The following is a 21,760-nucleotide window of genomic DNA, read 5'->3' on the forward strand; positions in this document are numbered from 1 at the left end:
CCCGCAGCCTGCGTACTGCGGGGGTGCTGAGACTGTATCCGAGGTATCCGACCTAGACAGGGCCGGGGCCGTAAGGTCCGGTCATACGTACACCCCCTTTCCTGTATCTCTCTATGACTCCATCGATCTCGACCTGGGTTCGGGTCGAGTACCCCTGGATCGGATCTCTTATCGCCGCTGCGATCCGTTCCAAGTCCTCTTCGCCACCGCGGGCTGCGTAGTGCATGATCGCCTCCGCTTCTCGCACCTGACCGAGATCAGGGCGTAGCCAATCGATTACCCACATCAGTCCCCCTGATGGTCGATAGTGTCCGGACAAAATTGTCCGTCCTGAGGACAGTAGAACACGATTGGACACGGATTGGACATAGTCTGGACAAAATTGTCCGGACAGAGGAGTCTAGGAGCAAGACATTCCAGTCCAGTAGGCAAGGAGGTGGCATGGGATCGATATCCGAGAACATGCGTACCCGCCGGGAGGCGATCGGGTTACCGAAGTCGACGCTAGCCCGCATCCTCGGGGTAGACCCGAAACAGATCGACCGCTGGGAGAAGGTGAACACCCCGCCGGCGGACATGATCCCGAACATCGCTACCGCCCTCGGCTTCTCGATATCCGAGCTGTACGGGGTCACCCGTGTGGGGCTGGATCTCTCCGGAGAGTGGCACGCGGTGTGGCAGACCACCCGCGACGGCATCGAGACACTGAACCGGCACGTACTGAACGCCCGGCACGCCGGTGAGTTCGTATACCTGGACGCTGACGGCGATTACGACTGGCGAGCTGACTTCCGAATCCAGGGTTCGGTTCTCAAGGGGATGTACCAAGCCGTGGACGAAGGCCGGAACGAGTCCGGGGTCATGTTCATGACCCTGAACCACCACGGTTCCTCCACCGCTATCGGTCGCTGGACCGGAACCTGGGCAGACGGCATCTGCGGCGACGGGTTTGGAGTGATCGCCCGGGACTCGGAGCGGGCCGACCAGATGATGAAGATCCTTCTCGAATCAGGTACTAGCACGATCAAGGAATGGCCCAAGGAGGACCGGGGATGACCAAGAAAGAGAACGACGCTCAGAAGAATGGCCAGAGCGTCTCGGAGCAGCACCGGCGGTTCTTTTCGCTCCCCACCGCGGAGACACCGCAGGAGGAGGACCGGCGGACCAAGCGAGTGGACGAGTGAACTTCCTTGCCCGAGTGACCGAGTACGACCAGGATCGATACAAGATTCACGTACCGGCGTTCGGGGTGGCCGTCATAGTAGACCGCACTGCGGATCTAAACAGGGAGGCCCGGCGGATCATCGCACGTTGCGGCTCGGCGCCCGGTGTGTTCAATGTGGACCTCCAGGGACCAGGGCCCTTAAAAACCCCGTAAACGACAAAAAGCCCCCTACCGGCCCGAAGGCTAGTAGGGGGCTCTTCTGTCTTCTCGATTGGGTAATCGGCCACGGGTCCGTTGCATTGAGCGCCGGTTAGTGGCCTTCGCAGGCTACCAGATAACAATAGTGTCGTTCTGGACCGAGTACGTAGGGGGCTGAAGATCGACGTACTCGGATAGTGAGTCGAACACCTGAACTTTGAGGTGCCCGCCGTGCTTCAGCTCTAGCCGCTCAAGCTCGTTGATCAGCTCACCCAGCGTCACACGACCTCCAGCCGGTTCAGCTCCAAACTGAAGAACAGCACGTTAGGTTCTACCAGGGGGACAGGCTGCTGATCCCGGACCAAGGCAAACAACCGCTGATACACGTCACCCCGGCTCTCACTCGGTCCGCTTGTTGTGGTGCCGTGGTTGGTCTTCACACCCCGGCCACCACCGACCGGCCATTCAACCGTCATAATCCAGTGGTACTGAGTCATCAGAGGACCACATCCTCTCCGTCGAATTCCACGTCGGTAATGATCTCGTAGCCTGGGTAGCCGCAGGGAATGCGTTTATACGCGTCCAAGTCCCCGTGCTCTTTCCAGATAGCGGTCAGTTCAGAAATAACGTCGCTGATTTTCATTCACCCTCCAGAGACTCGCGCTTGTACCAGGTTTCGAAGTCCTCCCATTGGCTGTACCACTGAGCATCAACCTGTGACTGTGAACCCGCCTCGAATGCTCTTTCGAGCAAGTCTTTAAGACGCTTTCTCTTAATCCTCACGAATAGCCCTTTCTACGAAATCAGCCAGATCGTCCAATGCGTTATTGACCATCTGACTAATCGCCCAAATCTCCACGGCTGCGAAATTCTCCGAGTACGGATGTCCGAAGATACGACCAGGGTCTATTCCGTCTCGGAGATGGAGGAGGGTAACCTCATCCGCGAACTTCCGCACGGTTTCAGTGTTGTTCATTAGCCCTCCTAGTTAACCGGCCACATGGTGACGCAGATCTGAGCCCCTTCGGGAATTTCCTCCTCTTCATCGGGGTAGCATTCCCCGGACCAGGTTGTCTCAGCCTCATACACCATGGGCTCTGCGTCTAACAGCGGTGAGTAACTATTACCCTCGATGTCCTTCGCGACAATCACGATTGTCTCGTCAGACAATCCAGCGATTCTCTTTTTAAGCTCTCCGATGTTCACAAATCCTCCGGTGTAATGACGTTGATGATTCCTGCGGCCTGAATCAGCTTCGTACAGGCGTAGCACGGCTTGCGGGTTATGTATAAGACAGCATCGAGCAAATCCGTACGGTCGCAGTAGAGGAGTGCGTTAGCCTCAGCGTGGACGGCAACACAGTTGTCGTAACTGCTTCCTGGCTCACACCCTGACGTTCTGCGAGGACACGAGCTGCATCCCGGACGTCCCGCCGGAGCTGAGTTATATCCGGTGGCCCGGATGCGTCTGTCTTTGACGACAACTGCCCCGACTTTGTCCCGCTCACAATCACTCCTAACCGAAACCGCTTTGGCGATTCCAAGGAAGTACTCGTTCCAGTCCGGCCGGCCTACACGAGTAAACGGCCCGACGATTTCTACGAAATCGTCTGCCTCCTCGGTACCATCGGCGTAACCGATGAACCTGAGGTCATCACGATTGATGTACCGGTTCCTGTAGAAGTCCTCGTACCAGACACCCTCAGGGACTTCTTCCCAACTACCCCACATCCAACATCCCCTCCAGAACCCCGACCTCAAGTTCGAGTTCGAATATCCGAGCGTGCAGCTCGTCTTTCTCGGTGTCGAGACGATCCGCTTCGTCGAGTGCATCGTTCAGCCGGCGGACCAGATCCGGAAGGATCGTGTGCATCCCAGCGATGAACTCGGCGTCTTTCTCCTCCTGGATCAGATCCGCCAGAACCACCGAGCCCGAGGGGTCTCGGGCCATGACTGTGAACGAGTCTCCGATCTTCTCTACCGACCACCCACCGTGCTCCGCGGCGGTGGTCTTCGTCCAGGCCAGATATAGCCCGTCTAGAAATTCTCTATCGTCCACTAGGCGACGTCCTTCCAATGCCAGCCGTTCATGATCTCGCTAACAGTCGCCTCTGAAACCGCAAATTGTTCTGCCAGCTTCGATTGGATGCCCCAGGACTGACCCTTACAGCTTCGTATGTACGCAACCTGCTCATTGGTTAGTTTGGCAGTACCTATCCGTTCACAGGTCGTGTGAGTCCCATGGCGGCGCTTATCTGCCATATTCTCGGCCTCAGTAGCCCATCGCAGGTTACTGGCATGGTTATTCATGCTGTCATTATCCCAATGAGCTACATCCGGCTTATCGAATGGGTTTGGAATAAACGCCTCCGCAACCAAACGGTGTACGTAATATGCCTTACCCCGGATACCCACAGTTTTGTACCTGGTCGAGGTGGATGGACTTAAAGGACCAACACGAGGGCCGTATATATTCCCCTCTGAGTCGACCATGTATCGGGTGTCAAAATCGACCAAGGAAAAACTTGTCAACTGTAAGTCTCCCCATCGAAGAACTCGCGATCATCCATTCGGAACCTCCTCCGGAGGTGTCCAGCCGTCTTCTATCAGCTGAGTTATCAGTCTGAGGCCGGCGTTCAGGTACGAACCGCGAGCATCCACCGTGGCGGCGAGTCGGTGGGCGTATTCCTCCACGTTCCGGGCGTACTTAGCCTCTTCCCTGAACGAGTTCTCCAACCGGAGCTCTCCGATCTGTTCCATAGCCTCAGCGAGGAACACGTACTCGTCGTAAGATTTATCGGGCACCCGCATGCGGGAACACCTCCGCTTCGAATCGGACCTGACCCTCGTTCGGGTTGTGCAGATACTCGCCGTCAACCGTGGGGTTCTCGACCAGCTCCACAGTCAGTGACCCGTCGATCAGAATCCCGTGCTCGGTGAACTGGTAGAGCGCATGCCGTTTCAGCGCCCTGAACGTGTCGGACCATTCGTCCGGGCTCATCGCCCGGACCTCAGGCATATCCACCACGAACTCAACCGCGTACTTGGACATCAGCCCACCCGCTTGAACGGTGCGATGATCTCCATCTCTGCATCGTTGTAAACCGACTCGAAGTAGTCGTATCCGTGGGTGACATTCCAACGAACGCCGTTGCGGTTCTCGTAGGACTCAGCCGGCTCGGTCTCGTCGTTCACTCCGGAGTACTTCACACCGTCCGGAACGTCCTGCCAGCGGTTCCAGGTCTCCGACTCAACAACCTCAGTGAAGGGTCCGTACTCCTCAGAGTCCGAATCGTTGGGGGTTATCTTTGAACCCTCGTCTTCATCCGAGATTCGCAGGTAGAGGGTGCCAGCGGAGTCTGTCTCCCAGAAGTCGCCCTCACGGTCTGTGGTGAGCGTGTTCGGCGGAATATCCCGGAGGTGGCCCCACGACCGCGGAGCGATCAGCTTCTCAGCGACCTCAACCAGTTCCTCGATCTTCTCCAGTGCCTCCGGCAGATCCGGAACAGTCTCCAATCCGCCGACCCGGAGGCTGCCGTCGTTCAGGATCACTCCGTAGTCCGGCGTCGGGAACTCGATATGGGGGAAGCGCCAAGGCCGCAGCCACTGCGACGGCATGTAGTACTCAGCCGGAGTAACCGGGTCACCGTCATTGATCTCCGGAATACCCAGAATGAACTTCTGCGGGTGGTAGCCCCACCCGCGGCGCTGAAGCTCCTCGACTACCGCCCGGATACCCTCGGCGTACGCTGCCTGCTCTGCGGGGTCCAAATCCGCCCATGCCACGACGTCTGTTCGGTCGATCCCTGAGTCGTCGTAAGCATCAGACATGATTTGAGCCAGCTCGAAGAGGTCTTTCGTGTTCATTCGCTACCTTTCAATGAATTAGAAAGGCAGGGCCCCTACCTGGAACCCTGCCCTAGAAACGTCACTTGACGTTATTCGTGACTTGCTTCCATCCAGTTCTCTCCCGGAGGGCCGGCGGACACCGGGAACTCGATCAGCTGCCCACCGCGGGCAGGCTTGAACTCGGTCTCCATCAGCTCCACCAGGTAATCCCGGCACGCTTCCCAGTTACGGCGCGGAACCGAGAACAGGATCGCGTCGTGGATCTGGGCTTTGACTCTCCGAAGCACATGCACCGGCATCCGGAGCAGAGCGTCACACACAATCTCGCGGGTACCGTTCTGGCCCTTGAGCGCCGGTGCCTGAGTGAACACTCGGTCTTTCTCGACCCAGAGCTTCCGACCCCATTCGTTGGTGACGTAGCCGCGACCGGCTTCGCGCCGAACCTGGTTCTGCCACTTGATCAGGGTCGAGTACGTGGCGTCCATACCAGCGCAGAACGATTTGGCGGTCTCCAGCGGAAGCCCCGAAGCCCGAGACAACCCGCCGGGGCGACCACCGTACGACCAGCCGTGACCGAGCGGCTTAGCGTCTTGCCGGTACTTCTTCGGGTCGGTGTCGACTACTTCTTGTCCCCAGGCCGCTACAGCGTTGATCATGTGACCATCCGCGCCCGGTTCGAACCGCTCCGCGTACCGGAGGTCGCCGCTCAAGGCGGCCACGATCCGAGCATCAGCATTCGAGTAGTCGATCTCGATCAGTACCTCGTCCTCGGTGTCCGGGACGAAGTACGACTTCTCCACTGCACCTTCACCGCGGGATGTCCAGATCGTCAAGCCCGGCTCGGTGGTGGACCACCGGCCCGAGCGCTGGAGCATCGTGATATCCGGATGTACCTTGCCGTCAGGGTGCACCGAGTCCAGAGCCAGCTGAGCTAGAGACCTCTGACCTTTCAGCTCTGCCAGCGCCCGGCCCAGATCCTCGGCCGGCGTACCCTCGGTCAGCAAGATCAGAGCCTCACCACCCAGAGACAACCCGAACGCCGGAGGCAACGGGTTAGCCCTCAGCTCCGCGGCTTTGGCCGTATCCCGGATGATCCAGCGCTCCCGCGCCTGGATCGATCTCGGCGGGATACTGCCGGTTTCCAGTTCTTCCCGGTATTTCTCCACGTCAGAATCCAGCTGATCCGCTTTTCGGCGGGAATCTGCCGCTTTCGCGTTCCGGGTATCCCACGCGGGAGTCTTCGGCCAGTCTTTCCGAGAGACCGGAGTGATCCCGTGGTCCGCCAGGGCGGACATAATCGCTGTCTTGCCCTGGTCAGTACTCCACGGGGCGTCACCCTCAGTGGGGAGCCCGTACGCTTCCTGAAGCTCTGAGAGGATCGCCTCCCGGCGAACCCGAAGATCCTCCACACGCTTCTCCGCGGCTGGCACATCCACCCTGAACCCGTTGGACGAGATCACCGCGGCACGAGCCGCTATCTCCTGTTCCCGCAGTGCATAGTCATCCAGGGGCCCTTTCCGCAGCAGCGCTTTCGCCACTGCCCGAGACGCTTCGACGTCTCCGATCAGGTACTCCCGGTACCGTTCGTCGTCTACCGGGATCTCACCGAACCCGCCGAACTCCCGAGCCAGCTCTTTCAGATCGTGGGTCTTGCCCTTCACCCTGAGCTGGTGTGCTTGCTCATCCAGACCGAACCAGCGCTTCATCTGGTCCGGCTTCTCTGCCAGAGTGTTGACCCCGAACCGGTTGATGAACATCCCAGGTGCCGGATGCACCAGCACCGCATGAGTCCATGTGTCGTACACCCGCTTCTGCATCGCCAGTTCCAGCGGAGTGTCTGACCCGGTACCGAAGACTGCCCGGAGGTCGAACGAATGGATGTTGTGCCCGATGATCCATCGGGCCTTGAGAATCTGCTCGCGTAGTTCCTCAAGGTCCGTGGTCAGGGTGACCGCTCCATCACCCCAGGCGTACCCGATCAGCCTGACGAATTCCTCCGGAGGCATCGAGTACAACAGGTCGGCCGAGTGGGTCTCGACGTCGAATACGAGTGTTCCTCCGGGCATCAGGCTTACTCCTTGAAAAGATCCGCCATGAGGTGTTCGACGTACCTCATGCTGTATTCCTCCGCCCGGTCGATCAGATTCCGAATCACCCACGGAAGCTCCCCGTCAGCCGCCAATTCAAGAATCGCGGCGGCAAACCCGGCCGCTGCCGCTTCTGCTTCCAGACCCTTTGGGAAGTTTCGAATCACTCTGTCCAGGTACTCGTCCATGCAGACTCCTTACTTGTGGTAAACGCGCTGGATGATCCGGCCGATAGTCGCTGGATGAACGTCGTAGATCCCCGCCAGCTCCCGATACGAAGACCGGGCAGTCCGGTACAGGCGCCGGATCTCGGCAACCTCTTTCGGGGAGAGTTTCTTCTGATTACTCGGCTTGGACTTGAGCTGCTGGTTCTCCTGGCGGAGCCGCTCGTTTTCCTCGACGAGTTCGGAGATCTGCGTCAGAGACGCGAGTAATTCGCCGGTATCAATCATTTTTGTCCTCCATCGGAAACTGGGCGAAATAAGCCACGAACGGCCAGTAGAAAGTGACGGAGCATCCGTCAGATTCGAAGACGAACAAGGCGTCTTCGGACTTGTCGAGAACTACATCGACTCCCGAGAACGAGTGCGGCTCACCGTCTTGCAAGACGATGGTTACTTCTTTCATTCAGCCCCCTCAACCAAGATGTCAAAGCCGTAGGCGTAATAGAATGGGTTACCGCAGGACCAGCCAACCGACAGCTCCAAAACATCCCCGAAGTCCGCGTATATATGCCATTTGGTGTAGCCCTCAGTGGTCCCTACACCGGTGATCACGTGATCGACCTTCTCCGGATGAAACAAGAACGACTTAAGCTCCGTGTATGCGCAGCAGTCATCGGTATCCACAATGCGAACCCGGTCACCGTTGTCCAGGGTCAGTACCAGGTCGGTATCGCTGTGGTATCCGTAACCCCGCTTCGGAGCAGGGAGCTTTTCCGCAGAGACGATTTTGTGCCCGATGACGTGATCGCCAAGGGTTTCAACGTTCTCCGGCATGACGCCGCAATCCTCGTACTCCTCGTCAAGAACTTCAGCAGGGTATGGGTTGGTCATAATTTCCTTTCCAGAGATGACAAAGGGGCCGGACGAATCCGGCCCCTCGGCGTTATATGTCAGGTTTCAGGAGTCAAGACACCCGGCGAGCGTCCTGAACCTTGGAGAGAAGCGCGGCTACGTCATCCGCCGCGTTGTCGTTCCCGTAGCTCCCGACCTCGTTCGTGCGTTCGGTCAGGTGATCAAGAAGCTCTTTCGGGTGTTTAACCAGAGTCAGATCATCCCGTCCGTGGGCCTCGAACGGCGACGGGCACGAGCAACCGGCGTCGTCTGCGTAGTACAGATCCCCCGTGGCTACGTCCTGCCAGACAACCGTGAGATCGAACTCGTAACAGCCCGAGGAGAAGTCAACATCTCCGACGATCCGCAGGCCGTACTTCTCAGGGGTGTAATACGGGTCGTTCACGCTTACTCCTTAGTTATATGTCAAGTTTAAGACGTCACTTCAGGTACTGGGCGTCGCACTGCTCGTTACGAGGAGCGGTGCACGAGAACAGCTTGTACGCGTTGCCCTTCTGGGAGACCCCGGACTTGAACTCCATCTCACCGTGAGCGCAGAACCGCTTCTCACCGTTCGGAGCCTGGGTGGCACCCGCAGGAGCGCCACCACCGGAGCGCTGCTGCCCACCGCCCGAGCGCTGGTCCTGAGCCGGAGCGGCCGGACTCAGGCCGGCGAAGTGCTTACCCGCGTTGGCGACCTTGGTCATGAGCTGAGCCAGCAGCGTAGCGTTATCACCCTCGAACTGGTCGTACGCGTCCTGGACATCTGCGGCATGGATCACGATCCACGGAGCACCGTGACCGGAGCCACCCTTCAGGGTGACGGTCACCTTACCCTCACCGGATTCTTCTACGGCCGCGGTCTTCTTCACCGCGGTACGCCGGGGCTTCGGAGCTTCCTTGGTGGGCTCAGGTGTCGGATCAGCAGGAGCCTCGGTCTGGGCTTCGTCGGCCGCGGTTTCGAAGGGGTTTTCAGTCATTTAGTTTCCTCCAAGAGGTTGATACGTGTGGTAGCTGGATTCGGGTGAGCTACCGTCACCTGATCGGACACGAGCCGTTCGAGCAGTCTTCATCGACTCCATCGGATACGGCTTTGGCGAAAGCCGCGTCGTATTCTTCTTTCGAGAGCCGTTCGTATGGTGCCTGGAGAAACGACTTCTCCGGGAACAGCGTCGATCCTTTGAGCCGGCCGCCGAACTCTTTCAGAGCCTCGGCTACTTCCTCTGGGGTGTATTCATCCGGATGGATATTCACGGTGTAGGACACCGCGTTATCCGCCCAGCGCTCCTGATACATCGCCTGGAACCCGAGCTGAGTCCGAAGACTCAGATCTCCGGCGCCCTGGACGATCCGCTCCGCGGACTCTGGACCGTAGATATCCGACACTTGCTGGAGCAGAGTGTCTTTGGTGGCGATGGACACGACCGAAGTATTCGCCTCAGTGAGAGAATCCTCTACGTGGTACCCATCCGCCCGGAACTGCTCCAGGGTTTTGACCTGGTCCGGATCGACTGTAGAGAACCTAATCCGGCGGATGAAGTACGGAGCGAAGATCGGGTGAATCCCCTCACTCACCCCGGGCATCTTGGCGATAGTCCCGGTTGGTGCAACCGTAGTCATCTTCACCGGCACCGGGATACGGAGCTGGTGACAATAGCCAGCAGCCGCATACTGAACTTCGCTTTTCCAGATGTCCAGGTCGATAGGAAGGTCCCCATCGATAGCCTCCGAGTACCGAATCCCCTGAAGCGCGAGGTAACTCGCTACTCCGAGATGCCCTACGCCGATCCGGCGGTTTCGGTCGAGCACTTCCCGTGACTTCGGATCAGAGACCCCGGCGAACGTAGCCCGGATCAGGAACCTGGTCATCAGCCGGTGCGCCTGAGTGATCCCGTCCCAGTCGGTCTCGCCTTCCGAGTTCACGAACGCAGCCAGGTTGACGTGCCCCAGGTTGCACGGTTCCCATTGTTCGAGGGTTATCTCGGAACAAGGGTTGGTACAATCAACCCTGTTCGGTTCTCCGACATTCGACAACGACGAGTCCCAGAATCCCGGCTCGCCGTTCCGAACCATGCCCACTGAGATTGCTTTCAGAACCGCGGTGGCGTGGCCTCCGCGCTGTTCAACCTCGCTCCAGAACTCTTCATCCACTTCCACGGAGATGTTCGTGGTCCAGTGCGATCCGCTCGACTGCTTGATGTTGATGAAGTCGAAGATCTGATCGTCATCCCAGTGCATCATCGCCATACGCGCAGAGCGCCGGACACCACCGGCTACCACGCACTGGGCAATAGCGTGGTCGATCTCCATGGCATCGAGTCCGTTGAGCTTCGAACCCTTGTTCAGACGAGCGGCATCAAGGACATCATTGACATAGTGCAGCATCCGAGCCAGGGGCAGAGGTCCGGAAGCCGTACCGCCGAACGTCTTCAATCTCGATCCGGCCGGACGAACCCGACTCACGTCGTATACCCGATGGAAGTTCTTAACCTCCGGTCGGTAGTACGTCTGGATCAGATCCACTAGTGCTGCGGCCCAGCCTTCTCGGGAATCCTCAATGGCAAAAGCGCCATCCCACTCCGATGTGTATTTGTGGGAAAGCACTCCGGCATCTTCCATCGCTTGATAGTCCTGGTGACCTGGATCACAAACGATTTCAACCTTGAGAAAATGCTGAATCTGTGGGAAGCCCTGGAGGAATCGGTTGGAGTAATTGGCGCCTACTCCCCCGCCTTCCATCAGCCGCATAAACGTGAACTCGAAGTGGTCCCAGATATCACCATCCCAACCGGAGACCCAGCAGTTCATCAGGTGCTGGGCGCCTTTGACACCACAGGCCCAGAGATGACGGCCGGCGGGGAGGATTTCGAACAACGTCATCCGGTGGATGAGCGCTTCACGCTCGCCCGGGAGCTGGTACCGAGAATCGACGAGAGCCAAGTTTCCGTCTACGACTCGTTCGACTGTTTCCGGCCAGGTTTCGCGAGAGCCATCCGGCTTCACTCGGCTATACGTGCGTTCGAAGACCAGCTTGCCTGTGGGGCCAAAGTTGACCTCTGTCACTCGACCTCCCACACGGTTTCCTCGACCATCCGAGTGACCTTGCGGACCGGCGTGACATTGGGGTCTCCGTATTCGCCCGGTCCGGTGGAGTCCTGATACTCGGTCAGACCCTGCTCGTACTCCCATCGATAGTGCTGGCCGGACGGGCCGCGGGTGATCACCTCGACATGCCGGTACCAGCGGCCTTCGTCGCCGTCGACCTCCGCGACTGTCACGAACCCGGCATTGGCGCCCCAGGTGACCTCCCGCCAGTCCTCTTTGAGGAGCTGTTTCAACTGCTCGATTTCAGTCATTTATCCCCCGTCAAGTGATTGATCAGTCCGGCGAGGCCGTAGAAGAAGATCGCGAGAACCAGATCACCCCACAGCGGGGCGGTGATCCACCACCAAGACCAGTCAATTTCCCCGAACAGCTTCAGCGCCAGAAACGTGAAGAACAGAGTCCATTTCACGTATCCACCACGATTGATCTTCTCGAACATCAGTTACCCCCGTAGATCCCGCAATAGGCCTCTTTGTCCTCGTCGGACCAGTGCTCCAGCCGCGGTTTCGGCTGTCCCGGAAACAGCTCCGGGAACACGAGCGACCGGTAATACTCGCTCGCGCCCATGCCGTTGAAAGTCGAATCCATGATGTTGTTCACTTAGCGTCCTGTCGATTAAGGCTCATCTGAGCCGCTTGATTCGAAACCGCTTGCCGAGACCCCGGCCCACCGCCGAGGGTCTTTCCAGGGGTCTCCGAGAATCGGGAGAGCTTCTCCCGGGCGATCTGGTTCATCAGAGTCGTCAACGACTCCTCCGCACGCCGGAGCATCTTCCGCTCAGCGTCCGAGCCCATTGGCTCGCCGTATCCGTACTTCTTGGCGATCTTGTCCGCCTGAGCCAGGTTCTTCCCCCGGAGCAGATCCATCGCCTCTGTCAGGTCATCCAGCGACTCGTGCCGGCGGTCGACGCCGGTGAGAACCGCCCGAGCGTCATCGATCGAGTACTCGAACTCTGCGGCGAACCGGAGGTTCTTCTCACGAGCCTCAGAAGCGAGGATGTGCCCGTGCCGGACCAGGAGCTTGTGCCGCTCCCGGGAATCGGACTCGGACAACTTGTCCTTGACCGAGGCCCGAGCCAGAACCCAGGTCCACAGCTCGGATTCCAGGTCGTCTTGGGAGATGACATCCGGCCACTGAAGAACCACCGATCCCGCGGCTCGTGTGATCGACTCGCCGATAGCGTTATATGTCAAGTTTCAGACCTCCCAAACCCGGCCGTCAACCGAGAAACGCCCCCTCGTGATCGGGACGATCTCCGGTTTGACGTGCTGCCCATCGATCGAGAGCATCCCGAAACCTTGCTGCCAGTTCGCCGTACCGCCTTTGAGGTACGTCGCCAGCTTCATATTCATCAGGTTTCCCACCTCCATCCCAGTGACGATGACCTCGTTCTTCTTATCGCCGGCTACGCCGTAGGTCTGAGACCCGATACCGAGCCGGTGGGTATGCCCCATGACCACGGACTTCAGCATCTTCTTCGCCGCGTTGAGCGCGGTGTTCCCCGCGATCCGCGAGAGGCCGATACCGCCGCGGTGGCCGTGGGTCGTGATCCAGCCTGGCGCCACGTCGTAGAACTCCGGGAGCAGCTCGATACCGAACCCGTCGAAGTCGAGAAGCTTCTCGAAATGGAGCGAGTCCGAGAACTCAGCCAGAGCCGGGGCGTACTTGGTCAGGTACTCCCGCGGCCGGAGGTCGTGGTTACCTTCGTGGACTCCGATCGGACCGTCGTACACCTCGCGGAGCGGACCCAGGAACCGGCGCTTCGCTTGTTCGCCATCGGATTTGACCTCTCGGGAGAACTCGTCCGCGGTGCCCTTGTTCCACCGGGACGGAGTCGGGTAGTCCATCAGGTCACCGATATGGATAACCTCGTCCGGCTTGTAGTCCCCGATGAACTTGACTACAGCCTTCAGCGCTTTCCGGTCGTCGTAAGGGATCTGGGTATCCGAGACGACGACCACGCGCCTACTCAAGCGGCCACCAACGGTTCTTCTTCGTCCGCGATCTCTACCGCGCGTCCCCAAGGAATCTCTTTGTCCTGTTTACCCTGGACCGCGACGGCCCACCACCGAACCTTTTCCGAGATCTCCATATCGAGCAGATCCAAGGCGAGCCCGGCGAACCCTCCGGAACCGACCAGCTTCTCAGCGGGTACGCCAAGGTTGATCATCGCCTGTCCCAGGATGCAGGAACCAACCTTGTTCCCGTCCGAGTCCTGCTCTACGTAGACACAGAAGATCGAACCCTCCGGCTTCTGATACACAAAATTCGGGTTCTCGGCAGCCAGCCGGCGAACCTCAGCCACGAGTGTTTGATCAGTGATTGTCATTCGCTCTCCTCGATTACTTCGGTGAATGGTGCGTAGTCGTTGATCCAGTCGCCGCCGTTCATGGCGTCTTCCCACCAAGAACCCATCCAGAGCTGTACAACCCCGTTGCGTTGCCTGAACCGGCTATTAGGTGCCTGCTCCCCCTCTGCGACAACCCGGTCAGGTACGTTCTGAATCCGATCCCAGACCCGCGGTTCACGGGCCTTCTTGGACTCCGAGCCGAGGATCAGGTCATACTTCCGACGCTTCTCCGCTTCGTCCGCGGTGCGTCGATCATCGAACTCAGGGTGCTCCTCCATGAACGTCAGCAGCGCCAGAGCATGAAACACAACCGCCGCCAGATGCGGCGAACGCTCGCCGTCTTCGCCCAGAGGAATCTGAGGATCTTCGTCGAAGTCCTCTCCGTCCCAGAACGCCCATGCGTGGCGCAGCATCGCGTCGAACGACAACGACCAGTCGTACCCGCGGCGCCAGTTGTGATCCGAGTACTTCTGGGCGCCTTTGCCGTACAGCTCCGCGACCCGACGCAGAGCGCCGGCCGGGATCAGGCCGTACCGGGCGAGCTTCTGACCCTTCTCACCACCGGTGGACGAAACCACCCGCGTTTCTTCTGTCACTCGGGGTCCTCGTTCTGCCAGGATAGTTCTATTGAGATTGTCGGAATGCCTGTACCAACAGACGCAGTCGTCATCAACAGGCCGTTGGCACTTGAAATGGTTCCCGTCCATACACGGGAAACAGGTGCTCACACACTCTCCCCTACACTCATATTCCCTCGATTCGCGTTATATGTCAAGTTTTAGTGTAGCCAGTATCCATCATCGGTTTCCGCGGCGAACTCGTCGAGAGACTTGTCCAGCTCCACATCGTTGATGAGCTGGAGCAGGAGACCTTCACGGAACTCGTGGATCACCAGGTCATAGTCCGGTGCGTAGACCACCGGAACCGAACGGAACCCAAGCTGGTCTTTCACGAACTCGGCTGCCTCATGATTCTCTGAGACGTCGATGATCTCGTAATCGACTCGCTCAACCAGCCACGAGTCTTCGAACAGCCGCTTCACCTGACCGCATGGGCCACACGACGGCTGGGTGTAGATACAGATCAAAGTCCCACCTTCTCTCGGAGGGCTTCACGGCCCTCCTGCTGCACAAACGAATTGACATCGAGCCCGGACGGCATCGGAATCAGCTTGGCGTTACTCAGCGAGCCGACTACCTCAGTAGCGAACCCGAGCCCGGGTTCGTCTCCGTCCGCGAACACGAACACTTCCCGGTACCCGAGAAACGCTTCTCGGTACGCCGGCTTCCAGTTCTTGGTTCCGGGGATTCCTACGGTCGGGATACCGCAGAGTTCCGCGGTGACCGCGTCGAGTTCACCCTCGGTGATGCCGACGAACGCTGACGGAACCAGCAGCGACGGAGTGTTGTACATCCTCGGCGTATCGCCGTTCTCGAACAGGTACTTACCGTGGCCTCGGTGTTCGTGATCCTGGATGCACCTGAACCGGATCGACACCGCAGACCGTGGTGTACCCCCGGTCGGTGGTGGTCTCAGATACGGAATCGCGAGCCATCCACGGAAGAGTTCATGACCAGGGAGTGGATCTTCCACGAACCCCAGGCCGAACCTGACCACCTCCGCTGGTGGTAGACCCCGACTGTCCAAATACTCGGCGGCTGGGCTTCCTGGCAGGCTCCGGGCGTACCGCCCCGCCGCTTCCCACAGCTCCTGTCTCCGCGATTCGCTGAGCCTCTGCAAACGTCATTCCTCCTTCCTTCATCAGAATCGCGATGGCGTCGGCTTTGTAGCCGCAGCCGTGGCACTTGAACCCGTTCAGCGTGTACGACACCGACGCAGACGAGTTCCGTTCACCATGGAACGGGCACAGACACGCGATCCAGTCGCGGTGGTTGTCCCTGGGCGGCTTCCAATCCGGATGGAACCGGTGGATAACCGAGACGATCAGGGGTTCTTGATCCATTCCAGCCCCCGAGGGTTGACCGGTCCGTACGCGAGGTCGTAGAGGTCGTCTTCAGTCACTGCTGAACCACCTGGAAAGGCCCCTCGGAGTCCCAGCCATCCCGGGTGTAACTCACCTGGTGCCAAACCCCGGTATACGACTCCGGGCTAACCCATCCCCACGAGTCACCTCGGTACGACCACACATCTCCGCTCCGGTCCCGATACACCTGAGTCGTATCCGCGTCCAGCAAAGAACTAACAACCGATCCGGAGACCGTGCCCCGCAGCTCCTCGCGAACGATCTTGCGGATACGCTCGTCAAGCTCGTCGTAGTCGATCATTCCGCCACCAGCTCGAACGGACCCCAGTAGTCGGCCTCGTCGCTTTCTCGGCCGTATCCGGTGATCTCATCAGAGTCCGTCCAGTACCAACCTGTGGACCCGTCGCTGTGCCCGTACCGCCAGGTATCGCCAACCCGGTCGGTGTACTTCCGGGTACGGTCCGCGTCTGCGAGGGAGTCAATCCGAGCGGCCGGCTCCGCGGTGATGCGCCCGAGCGAGGTCAGGGCAATGATGCCCGGGAACTCCTGGTTTTTGTCGAAGATGACCATAGCGTCACCGCCCTCACGAATATGGTCGATTCTGCCGGTGTCCCCACGCGCGAACCACCAGTTGAGGGTGTCCATATCAGCCGGAGAGTCCGCGTACCGCAGGTTCCCGATGACCTTCACCCGATCACCTACCGCCAGGGTCTCAGCCTCCACGATCGGAGACACTGTGATATCCGCCGGCTGGATCGCCAGCAACTGAAGCGCAGTCGTCAACGCTTCGTGAACCGCTTCCTGGATCTTGTCTTTGAAGCCTCCGAGGTCGATATCGACCTTGACCGTGATACTGGTTGTGTTCTCAGCCATTCTCAGACCATTTCCTTCCACGTAACCTTCATGAATTTGTCTCCGCATTCGCATTTGCGGATTTCGAACGAGTCGATCCGGTAAAAGCCCGCACGGTTAAAACCCTGATGAAGGGTTGCGTAGAGGAGTCCGAGTGTCTCCTCTTTTTGTGCATCCATGATCAACCGGAACCCCATTGTGCCCTCTTTAAGAGGGCTTCCGAGTTCACCGATCGAACAGAACCAGCTACTCTCCCGAGTATCTCGGAGGTATGCGTTAGTCACGGCTTCTCCTTAGTAGACGTACGAAACCGCGACAATCGCGGATGTCTTGATGATCAGGGGATAACCCTCGTCCGAGAAACGGACGGATGATCCGCGGTCCAGGTCTTCCACTTTCACGCATTCGAACCGGGTTCCGCCGATTGTCCAGACATCGACGTACCGGCCCGGTTCGAGACCGAACTCTTCGGGGGTCATTTGGTTCCCTTCTTCCATGCCTTGCCGTTCGGGCGCTCGGTGTTCCGGATGTTCTTCCGCGGCTTCGGGTGTTTCTTTTTCTGGGTCATTCGCCCTCCGAGTGATTAGGTACGACCCGCTCACCGATAACCAGGAAAGCGGGTGGGAATTTCAGATAATCGATAGCGCGTTGAAGCGCTTCTACGTCGTCCCTGAGATGCCCTAGGACGTCTCGATTGCACGACCCACAACAAAGTCCACGAACCCTGCCCGTCGCATGACAGTGGTCCACCGAGAGGCGTTTACGGACGCCTGTGGCTCTGCGACAGATAGCGCATTTACCACCTTGGGCTTCGTAGATCGCCGCGTACTCTGCGGCGGTGATTCCGTAGGTTTCGCCGATGTGTTTCTCGTGTGAGTAGTTACGCCGCTTGTTCCGACGCGCCCGATGATGCGTAGCGCACCGAGGCCCGGGAACCGGGCGCCCGGCTTTGGTTGTCGCTATCGGCCTCCGGGTCTTGATGCCTTCGGCTACACAGTCGATGCACGGCTTCGCCGGCCGGGTCACCGCGGTGGGTGGGGGTATGGCATACCTGGACGGGACTTGACCCATTCCCACTGAAGCGCCCGGTAAGACCCCTCTGCATCCTCGACCCGCTCCAGAACCGCGTCCCGATCCTGGTACGCCGTAGCGAGTTCGGCGCTAACCGTCGCGTATCGAGTCACGAATTCTTCTTCGGTCATCGCAGCTCCAGGAGCTTGTTGACCTGCCGGACCTTCGCGAGGTCCGGTGGACCGTCAACCCTGATGACGATGTTCCCGGTACGAACCCTCAGCGGATACGGCGGGTACAACCGGTCAGCCAGAGCCCCGAAGACTCCGGCCAGCCAGCGACGAAACTCGGTCACAGCGGCTCCCCCGTAATCCGGGAAGCCCGCTCGATCATCGCTTCGAAAGCGAACCCGTCAACCGATTCTCCTTCCGCATCCGCAGCGGCTTTAATCACTTCAATCTCGGTCCGGTCGAAACCGAGGTAATGCAGTAGATCTACACTCATTCTTCCTCCTGGTTGCACCAGCATTCGCCGTCGAACATGACGTATTCGCGACAGTCGTCGCAGTACTCTCCTGGCTCCATATCTCCTCGTTATATGTCAAGTTTCACGCGTAAGCGAAATCCCGGATCTGCATGGTTTCACCGATCCATTCGAGTTCCGCGGTGTCCATCCCGGACGGGTCCGGCTTGCCGAACCGGTTCTTTACCGCGGCGACGTGCAGCGTGTCGGGACCGAACTCGGCCCGGTCCCGGTACATCGAGAGCACCAGCTCTGGGACGCGAGTGATCTGGTTCTTCACCCCGGACAACGGGATCGGTTTGTTCCCGTCGTTGTAGGTACCGGTCACATGATGCAGAGCCACCACCGACGCTGAAGTCCCTCGGGACATGTCGTGGCAGTAGTCCATCAACGCATCCTGAGCCGCGGCCGACTTGTCGTCGTCTCCACCGGCACCAACGATGTTGGTGACGTTGTCGATAACGATCAGCTCCGGGTACACCCCGTACACGGCGTCGTATGCCTCGATCAGACGCTCGATATCTCCGAGCCCGGGTGAAGAGATGTAATTGAACCGGATCGGGATCTGTGTGTACACGTCGGTGTACGCTCCCAGGTCCCCGGAACGAACGATCTCCGCAGACTCATGCAGCGGGATGCCTTTGGCTATCGAGAGCATCCGATGCGCTTGTGTGTACGAATCCGAGTCAGCCGAGAAGTACAGCGTCGGAACCTTCGACCGCATCGCGTAGGTCAGGATCACCGCGGATTTACCGGTACCCGGGCCGGCGCAGACTAGGCAGAGCTGCCCACGCAGGAACCGGATCTGTTTCTGTTCCAGCGCTTGCCAGACCGTGGGTAACGGCTCGCCGGCCTGGCCGCGGATATGGATACTCTGAAGCGGCGTATACGTGTCACACCTCCTTCTCGGCCCAGACCAGGTTGTAGTCTGTGTCGTACACCGAGTGCGGCTCCCAGTCTCCATCGAGTTCAACCCCCGGTCGACCGCGCGAACCAGTGCACTGGTGGCACAGCCCGTACGGAACCTCTTCGTACGCGAACTCGATAGCCTCATCGGGCGTTTCGGCTTCGACTTGAACGGTTGTGCCTGCGGTTTGCGTAAAGTTGACAGAATATTCAGGCACTACACCTGCTCCTTCCGAATCATCGCGGCCCAGATCGGCCGCTTCTGCTGGATAGCGAGTTGCTCCTCGCGATAGCACAGGTCGAGTACCTGCTCCAGATCCGACCGGGACATACCAAGGTCTTTGATCACGACCTGGCCGGGCCAGCCGGCGCGGATCATCCGGATAACCCCATGGACCTCGTAAGCGCAGATGTCCGAGCGGAGGATCGGGTCGTCCGGGTCCGGCCCGGTGCCCGAGTGATCCGGAGCATCAAGGATCGGGTCCATCCCGTCTTCCATGAACCCGTTCATCAATCCCCCTTGTACTCGAACAATGGCGCGTACACCGCCACCTCGGCCGCCGTCGCCCAACCGCCGTTATCGCGTTTCCAGCTGTTCCCGCCTTCGATGTGCGTGTACCGCTTCCGCCATATGTCTCCGTCACGATCGGATACGACCGTGCCGACACGCGCGTGACGAAGCGCCATAGTCCATTCCTCTTGTGTGGTCGGCTTAATCGTCACTGTCAGAGGTAGATAACTCATTCCTTCTCCCGGTCGATGAACTCCATGACTCGACTCCCGAACCCATGGCTAGAGCACGCTGAGATAACTCGGCCACCGGCCACGAGATCTTCTCCGTATGAGTGTTCGCAGTCCAGCGAGACCCGGCATCCACAGTCGAGCGTCGCCTCCCAGTAATTCCGGATAGCTCTGGGATTCATACTCATCTCCTATACCAGCTGGTCATAACCCGCTTCCGACCCATGGAGTCGGTGTAGTGATGCTCAATACCCATGTCGGATGTGCGTTGGAAGTGCGAGTACGCGCCGGTTACATGCGCGCTCCAGAAACCGGGGTTATCGTCAGTGACTATCGTCAGCGACCCGTCGTCTTCGACGATGGCTATAGCTTCCAGAGCCTCACCACCGAAGGTTCGTAGCTTCACCGCATAAACAGTCGGAGTCATGCCTCCTCCATTCATCGTTATATGTCAAGTATTGGTCATGATGCTTGACGCTGGTCGTACTTGATGTGACACGGCTTGCACCGCGGGTCGTAATCATCTGGGTTGGATGAGAACGCGATCTCACCCTCACGCCAGGGCGTGTTGGCGTTCAGGTACTCATACTGCTCATTGTCCGCCCCACCCCGGTATGACCACTCACGGGCGGGTTGGTCGCAGTCCACGCAGGGGAACTGTGATGCCTTCCCGCGGCGACGCTCCACACGTGCGTGCGCCGATCGATAGTGATTGGCCGGAAGCTCATGCCGAGCTTCGACCGTACCCACGGACCCGGTAGCGCGAAGCCGCTCACGGTGCATTGAACATATGGTCCCGTAGTTCGTACGCTGACAACCCTCGACCCGACATATGTTCTTTCGTCTCACGTTATATGTCATGTTTCACCCAGCTCGAAAGGCACAATGATATGAAACGTCACAGAACCGGCAGCGACTAGGCTCCGGGTCCGGTTCGAAGTCTGCATCGTCGAGAGCCTGTGCGAGCGTGTGAAACTCCTCGGCGACCCGTTCGGTGGGCCACTCCGTGAGGTCGTACTGAAGCGTTGGCTTGCCGGTCCGACCCATCCAGTAATCACCGCGGGAAACCTCTACCCCCCACTGCTTCCGCAGTGCGGCGCCGTAGGTGGCTAGCTGGAACTCGTCGCCCGGCTTGTTGCCGGACTTGATGTCTCGGGGGATGGCTTCGTTCTCGGCCGTACCTTTCAGAACCTGGTCGATGAACCCTCGGATACGGACTCCGTCCAGATCGATATCGAACCCGATCTCGATCCCTGGGGTTCCATCCTCAGCGATCCAGATCACGTCTTCAGGGTGCTTCTCGCGCCAGCTGAAATACCTCCCGACCTGTTCGAGACCGAGCCCGTACCGGCGCTCGATGTCCGCTTCGCCGGCGTAGGGTCCAGACCGCGACCAGTAGTTGAAGTTCGGCGTGGCCTCGGTGTACTTGCCGACCTCGTCCGAGTACGACTCGCGGAACACGTCTTCCGCGGCTTCGAGTGGTAGGTCATGAAGCTCGGTTTCTTCCACTGCCTTATGCACAGCCGAGCCCTGCGCCAACCAGGCCGCAGGGCGTTGCCATACCTTATCGATGCGAGACAGTTTGTACGAGTACGGGCATCGTTTGTATTGGTTGTACTGCGACACACTCAGGTGTCGCCGTGTATCGATCATGCTGCCTCCACAGCTTCAGGCCCCTCCTCCGCATCCAAAAAATAGGTGGAGAGTTCGCCGGCACCGCCCATCATCCGTTTGTCCGGAATAATCGCGCGTATCAACGGAACTGCTCCACCCACCAGGTCAACCACCGATCGGTACAAGTCGTCATCGTCCTCGACATGGATCGAGCGATAAACGAGAACATGCAAACCTTTCAGGAGTGACGCCGTTGTCACGTAAAGCATGCACGGGCTGCAATATTGGTAGCAACTCTCTTGTACGGCCGCGGCTATACCAG

Annotated in this window: 39 protein-coding genes; 2 read left to right on the forward strand and 37 right to left on the reverse strand. The window is 58.9% G+C overall.

Translation table 11 applies throughout. The features are described from left to right. Positions 1-297 precede the first annotated feature (297 nt). Positions 298-1,056, forward strand: a complete 759-nt coding sequence (locus tag ACWCPQ_RS14290; protein ID WP_449898481.1) for a helix-turn-helix domain-containing protein — start codon at positions 298-300, stop codon at positions 1,054-1,056. Continuing rightward, positions 1,053-1,184 (forward strand): hypothetical protein, encoded by a 132-nt coding sequence (locus ACWCPQ_RS14295; protein ID WP_449898483.1) that lies wholly within the window; start codon positions 1,053-1,055, stop codon positions 1,182-1,184. Before ACWCPQ_RS14290 ends, ACWCPQ_RS14295 begins: the two co-directional genes overlap by 4 nt. A 457-nt stretch (positions 1,185-1,641) precedes the next feature. Here ACWCPQ_RS14295 and ACWCPQ_RS14300 read toward each other — a convergent pair whose 3' ends face one another. The 37 genes from ACWCPQ_RS14300 to ACWCPQ_RS14480 form a co-directional block, all read right to left on the reverse strand. Next, entirely contained in the window at positions 1,642-1,860 is a 219-nt protein-coding gene (locus ACWCPQ_RS14300; RefSeq protein ID WP_449898484.1) for a hypothetical protein, read from the reverse strand. Beyond that, positions 1,860-2,006, reverse strand: a complete 147-nt coding sequence (locus tag ACWCPQ_RS14305) for a hypothetical protein (RefSeq protein WP_449898486.1) — start codon at positions 2,004-2,006, stop codon at positions 1,860-1,862. Before ACWCPQ_RS14305 ends, ACWCPQ_RS14300 begins: the two co-directional genes overlap by 1 nt. Positions 2,007-2,565: 559 nt before the next feature. Next, positions 2,566-3,093, reverse strand: a complete 528-nt coding sequence (locus ACWCPQ_RS14310; protein WP_449898489.1) for a deoxycytidylate deaminase — start codon at positions 3,091-3,093, stop codon at positions 2,566-2,568. Then, entirely contained in the window at positions 3,083-3,421 is a 339-nt protein-coding gene (locus ACWCPQ_RS14315) for a hypothetical protein (protein WP_449898491.1), read from the reverse strand. The genes ACWCPQ_RS14310 and ACWCPQ_RS14315 overlap by 11 nt, the downstream gene beginning before the upstream one ends. After that, positions 3,421-3,855: an HNH endonuclease gene (locus ACWCPQ_RS14320; RefSeq protein WP_449898494.1), complete on the reverse strand. Its 435-nt coding sequence runs from the start codon at positions 3,853-3,855 to the stop codon at positions 3,421-3,423. Before ACWCPQ_RS14320 ends, ACWCPQ_RS14315 begins: the two co-directional genes overlap by 1 nt. A 69-nt stretch (positions 3,856-3,924) precedes the next feature. Further along, positions 3,925-4,173, reverse strand: coding sequence for a hypothetical protein (locus tag ACWCPQ_RS14325; RefSeq protein WP_449898497.1), 249 nt, complete (start codon positions 4,171-4,173; stop codon positions 3,925-3,927). Next, positions 4,157-4,414 carry a hypothetical protein gene (locus ACWCPQ_RS14330; RefSeq protein WP_449898498.1) on the reverse strand — a complete coding sequence of 86 codons (258 nt, stop codon included), beginning with the start codon at positions 4,412-4,414 and terminating at the stop codon, positions 4,157-4,159. The genes ACWCPQ_RS14325 and ACWCPQ_RS14330 overlap by 17 nt, the downstream gene beginning before the upstream one ends. Further along, positions 4,414-5,229, reverse strand: coding sequence for a hypothetical protein (locus ACWCPQ_RS14335; RefSeq protein WP_449898500.1), 816 nt, complete (start codon positions 5,227-5,229; stop codon positions 4,414-4,416). Before ACWCPQ_RS14335 ends, ACWCPQ_RS14330 begins: the two co-directional genes overlap by 1 nt. Positions 5,230-5,300: 71 nt before the next feature. Next, positions 5,301-7,277, reverse strand: a complete 1,977-nt coding sequence (locus tag ACWCPQ_RS14340; RefSeq protein ID WP_449898502.1) for a DNA polymerase — start codon at positions 7,275-7,277, stop codon at positions 5,301-5,303. A gap of 5 nt (positions 7,278-7,282) precedes the next feature. Next, positions 7,283-7,486, reverse strand: coding sequence for a hypothetical protein (locus ACWCPQ_RS14345; RefSeq protein ID WP_449898504.1), 204 nt, complete (start codon positions 7,484-7,486; stop codon positions 7,283-7,285). Positions 7,487-7,495: 9 nt separating this feature from the next. Further along, positions 7,496-7,750 carry a helix-turn-helix domain-containing protein gene (locus tag ACWCPQ_RS14350; RefSeq protein WP_449898505.1) on the reverse strand — a complete coding sequence of 85 codons (255 nt, stop codon included), beginning with the start codon at positions 7,748-7,750 and terminating at the stop codon, positions 7,496-7,498. Next, positions 7,743-7,925 carry a hypothetical protein gene (locus ACWCPQ_RS14355; RefSeq protein WP_449898507.1) on the reverse strand — a complete coding sequence of 61 codons (183 nt, stop codon included), beginning with the start codon at positions 7,923-7,925 and terminating at the stop codon, positions 7,743-7,745. Before ACWCPQ_RS14355 ends, ACWCPQ_RS14350 begins: the two co-directional genes overlap by 8 nt. Then, positions 7,922-8,353, reverse strand: coding sequence for a DUF7448 domain-containing protein (locus ACWCPQ_RS14360; RefSeq protein WP_449898509.1), 432 nt, complete (start codon positions 8,351-8,353; stop codon positions 7,922-7,924). The genes ACWCPQ_RS14355 and ACWCPQ_RS14360 overlap by 4 nt, the downstream gene beginning before the upstream one ends. A gap of 73 nt (positions 8,354-8,426) precedes the next feature. Beyond that, the gene (locus ACWCPQ_RS14365; protein ID WP_449898511.1) at positions 8,427-8,759 is read right to left on the reverse strand and encodes a DUF7574 domain-containing protein; all 333 of its coding nucleotides are present in this window, start codon (positions 8,757-8,759) and stop codon (positions 8,427-8,429) included. Between the two features lie 34 nt (positions 8,760-8,793). Next, positions 8,794-9,333 carry a hypothetical protein gene (locus ACWCPQ_RS14370; RefSeq protein ID WP_449898513.1) on the reverse strand — a complete coding sequence of 180 codons (540 nt, stop codon included), beginning with the start codon at positions 9,331-9,333 and terminating at the stop codon, positions 8,794-8,796. A gap of 55 nt (positions 9,334-9,388) precedes the next feature. Then, complete coding sequence (gene nrdJ, locus ACWCPQ_RS14375; protein ID WP_449898516.1) at positions 9,389-11,416, reverse strand: ribonucleoside-triphosphate reductase, adenosylcobalamin-dependent; 2,028 nt, start codon at positions 11,414-11,416, stop codon at positions 9,389-9,391. Next, entirely contained in the window at positions 11,413-11,709 is a 297-nt protein-coding gene (locus tag ACWCPQ_RS14380; protein ID WP_449898519.1) for a hypothetical protein, read from the reverse strand. The genes nrdJ and ACWCPQ_RS14380 overlap by 4 nt, the downstream gene beginning before the upstream one ends. After that, positions 11,706-11,897: a hypothetical protein gene (locus ACWCPQ_RS14385; RefSeq protein WP_449898522.1), complete on the reverse strand. Its 192-nt coding sequence runs from the start codon at positions 11,895-11,897 to the stop codon at positions 11,706-11,708. Before ACWCPQ_RS14385 ends, ACWCPQ_RS14380 begins: the two co-directional genes overlap by 4 nt. Further along, positions 11,897-12,058, reverse strand: coding sequence for a hypothetical protein (locus tag ACWCPQ_RS14390; protein ID WP_449898525.1), 162 nt, complete (start codon positions 12,056-12,058; stop codon positions 11,897-11,899). The genes ACWCPQ_RS14385 and ACWCPQ_RS14390 overlap by 1 nt, the downstream gene beginning before the upstream one ends. Further along, on the reverse strand, positions 12,055-12,651 hold the full coding sequence (locus ACWCPQ_RS14395; protein WP_449898526.1) for a hypothetical protein: 597 nt from the start codon (positions 12,649-12,651) through the stop codon (positions 12,055-12,057). The genes ACWCPQ_RS14390 and ACWCPQ_RS14395 overlap by 4 nt, the downstream gene beginning before the upstream one ends. Positions 12,652-12,654: 3 nt before the next feature. Further along, entirely contained in the window at positions 12,655-13,419 is a 765-nt protein-coding gene (locus tag ACWCPQ_RS14400; protein ID WP_449898529.1) for a metallophosphoesterase, read from the reverse strand. An 8-nt stretch (positions 13,420-13,427) separates the two neighbouring features. Then, positions 13,428-13,787, reverse strand: a complete 360-nt coding sequence (locus ACWCPQ_RS14405) for a hypothetical protein (RefSeq protein WP_449898531.1) — start codon at positions 13,785-13,787, stop codon at positions 13,428-13,430. Continuing rightward, positions 13,784-14,404: a dATP/dGTP diphosphohydrolase domain-containing protein gene (locus ACWCPQ_RS14410; RefSeq protein WP_449898534.1), complete on the reverse strand. Its 621-nt coding sequence runs from the start codon at positions 14,402-14,404 to the stop codon at positions 13,784-13,786. Before ACWCPQ_RS14410 ends, ACWCPQ_RS14405 begins: the two co-directional genes overlap by 4 nt. Positions 14,405-14,586: 182 nt before the next feature. Further along, positions 14,587-14,895 (reverse strand): glutaredoxin family protein, encoded by a 309-nt coding sequence (locus tag ACWCPQ_RS14415; protein ID WP_449898536.1) that lies wholly within the window; start codon positions 14,893-14,895, stop codon positions 14,587-14,589. Further along, positions 14,892-15,455 (reverse strand): toprim domain-containing protein, encoded by a 564-nt coding sequence (locus ACWCPQ_RS14420; protein ID WP_449898892.1) that lies wholly within the window; start codon positions 15,453-15,455, stop codon positions 14,892-14,894. The genes ACWCPQ_RS14415 and ACWCPQ_RS14420 overlap by 4 nt, the downstream gene beginning before the upstream one ends. After that, complete coding sequence (locus ACWCPQ_RS14425) at positions 15,376-15,771, reverse strand: CHC2 zinc finger domain-containing protein (protein ID WP_449898539.1); 396 nt, start codon at positions 15,769-15,771, stop codon at positions 15,376-15,378. The genes ACWCPQ_RS14420 and ACWCPQ_RS14425 overlap by 80 nt, the downstream gene beginning before the upstream one ends. Positions 15,772-16,089: 318 nt before the next feature. Continuing rightward, a complete protein-coding gene (locus ACWCPQ_RS14430; RefSeq protein WP_449898542.1) occupies positions 16,090-16,686 on the reverse strand; it encodes a hypothetical protein in 597 nt (198 codons plus the stop codon). Beyond that, positions 16,668-16,928, reverse strand: coding sequence for a hypothetical protein (locus ACWCPQ_RS14435; RefSeq protein WP_449898545.1), 261 nt, complete (start codon positions 16,926-16,928; stop codon positions 16,668-16,670). Before ACWCPQ_RS14435 ends, ACWCPQ_RS14430 begins: the two co-directional genes overlap by 19 nt. Positions 16,929-16,937: 9 nt before the next feature. Next, positions 16,938-17,123 carry a hypothetical protein gene (locus tag ACWCPQ_RS14440; RefSeq protein ID WP_449898547.1) on the reverse strand — a complete coding sequence of 62 codons (186 nt, stop codon included), beginning with the start codon at positions 17,121-17,123 and terminating at the stop codon, positions 16,938-16,940. A gap of 85 nt (positions 17,124-17,208) precedes the next feature. Beyond that, the gene (locus tag ACWCPQ_RS14445) at positions 17,209-17,715 is read right to left on the reverse strand and encodes an endonuclease VII domain-containing protein (RefSeq protein WP_449898894.1); all 507 of its coding nucleotides are present in this window, start codon (positions 17,713-17,715) and stop codon (positions 17,209-17,211) included. Positions 17,716-17,842: 127 nt separating this feature from the next. After that, complete coding sequence (locus tag ACWCPQ_RS14450; protein WP_449898548.1) at positions 17,843-18,010, reverse strand: hypothetical protein; 168 nt, start codon at positions 18,008-18,010, stop codon at positions 17,843-17,845. Continuing rightward, positions 18,007-18,159, reverse strand: coding sequence for a hypothetical protein (locus ACWCPQ_RS14455; protein WP_449898550.1), 153 nt, complete (start codon positions 18,157-18,159; stop codon positions 18,007-18,009). Before ACWCPQ_RS14455 ends, ACWCPQ_RS14450 begins: the two co-directional genes overlap by 4 nt. 103 nt (positions 18,160-18,262) lie before the next feature. Further along, positions 18,263-19,141 carry an AAA family ATPase gene (locus ACWCPQ_RS14460; RefSeq protein WP_449898896.1) on the reverse strand — a complete coding sequence of 293 codons (879 nt, stop codon included), beginning with the start codon at positions 19,139-19,141 and terminating at the stop codon, positions 18,263-18,265. Positions 19,142-19,300: 159 nt separating this feature from the next. Then, on the reverse strand, positions 19,301-19,594 hold the full coding sequence (locus ACWCPQ_RS14465; RefSeq protein WP_449898552.1) for a hypothetical protein: 294 nt from the start codon (positions 19,592-19,594) through the stop codon (positions 19,301-19,303). Between the two features lie 414 nt (positions 19,595-20,008). After that, entirely contained in the window at positions 20,009-20,251 is a 243-nt protein-coding gene (locus tag ACWCPQ_RS14470) for a hypothetical protein (RefSeq protein ID WP_449898553.1), read from the reverse strand. A 437-nt stretch (positions 20,252-20,688) separates the two neighbouring features. Continuing rightward, complete coding sequence (locus tag ACWCPQ_RS14475; RefSeq protein ID WP_449898556.1) at positions 20,689-21,477, reverse strand: RecB family exonuclease; 789 nt, start codon at positions 21,475-21,477, stop codon at positions 20,689-20,691. Next, a complete protein-coding gene (locus ACWCPQ_RS14480; protein WP_449898558.1) occupies positions 21,474-21,707 on the reverse strand; it encodes a hypothetical protein in 234 nt (77 codons plus the stop codon). Before ACWCPQ_RS14480 ends, ACWCPQ_RS14475 begins: the two co-directional genes overlap by 4 nt. Positions 21,708-21,760 lie beyond the last annotated feature (53 nt).

Source organism: Nocardia sp. NPDC001965, assembly GCF_053594175.1.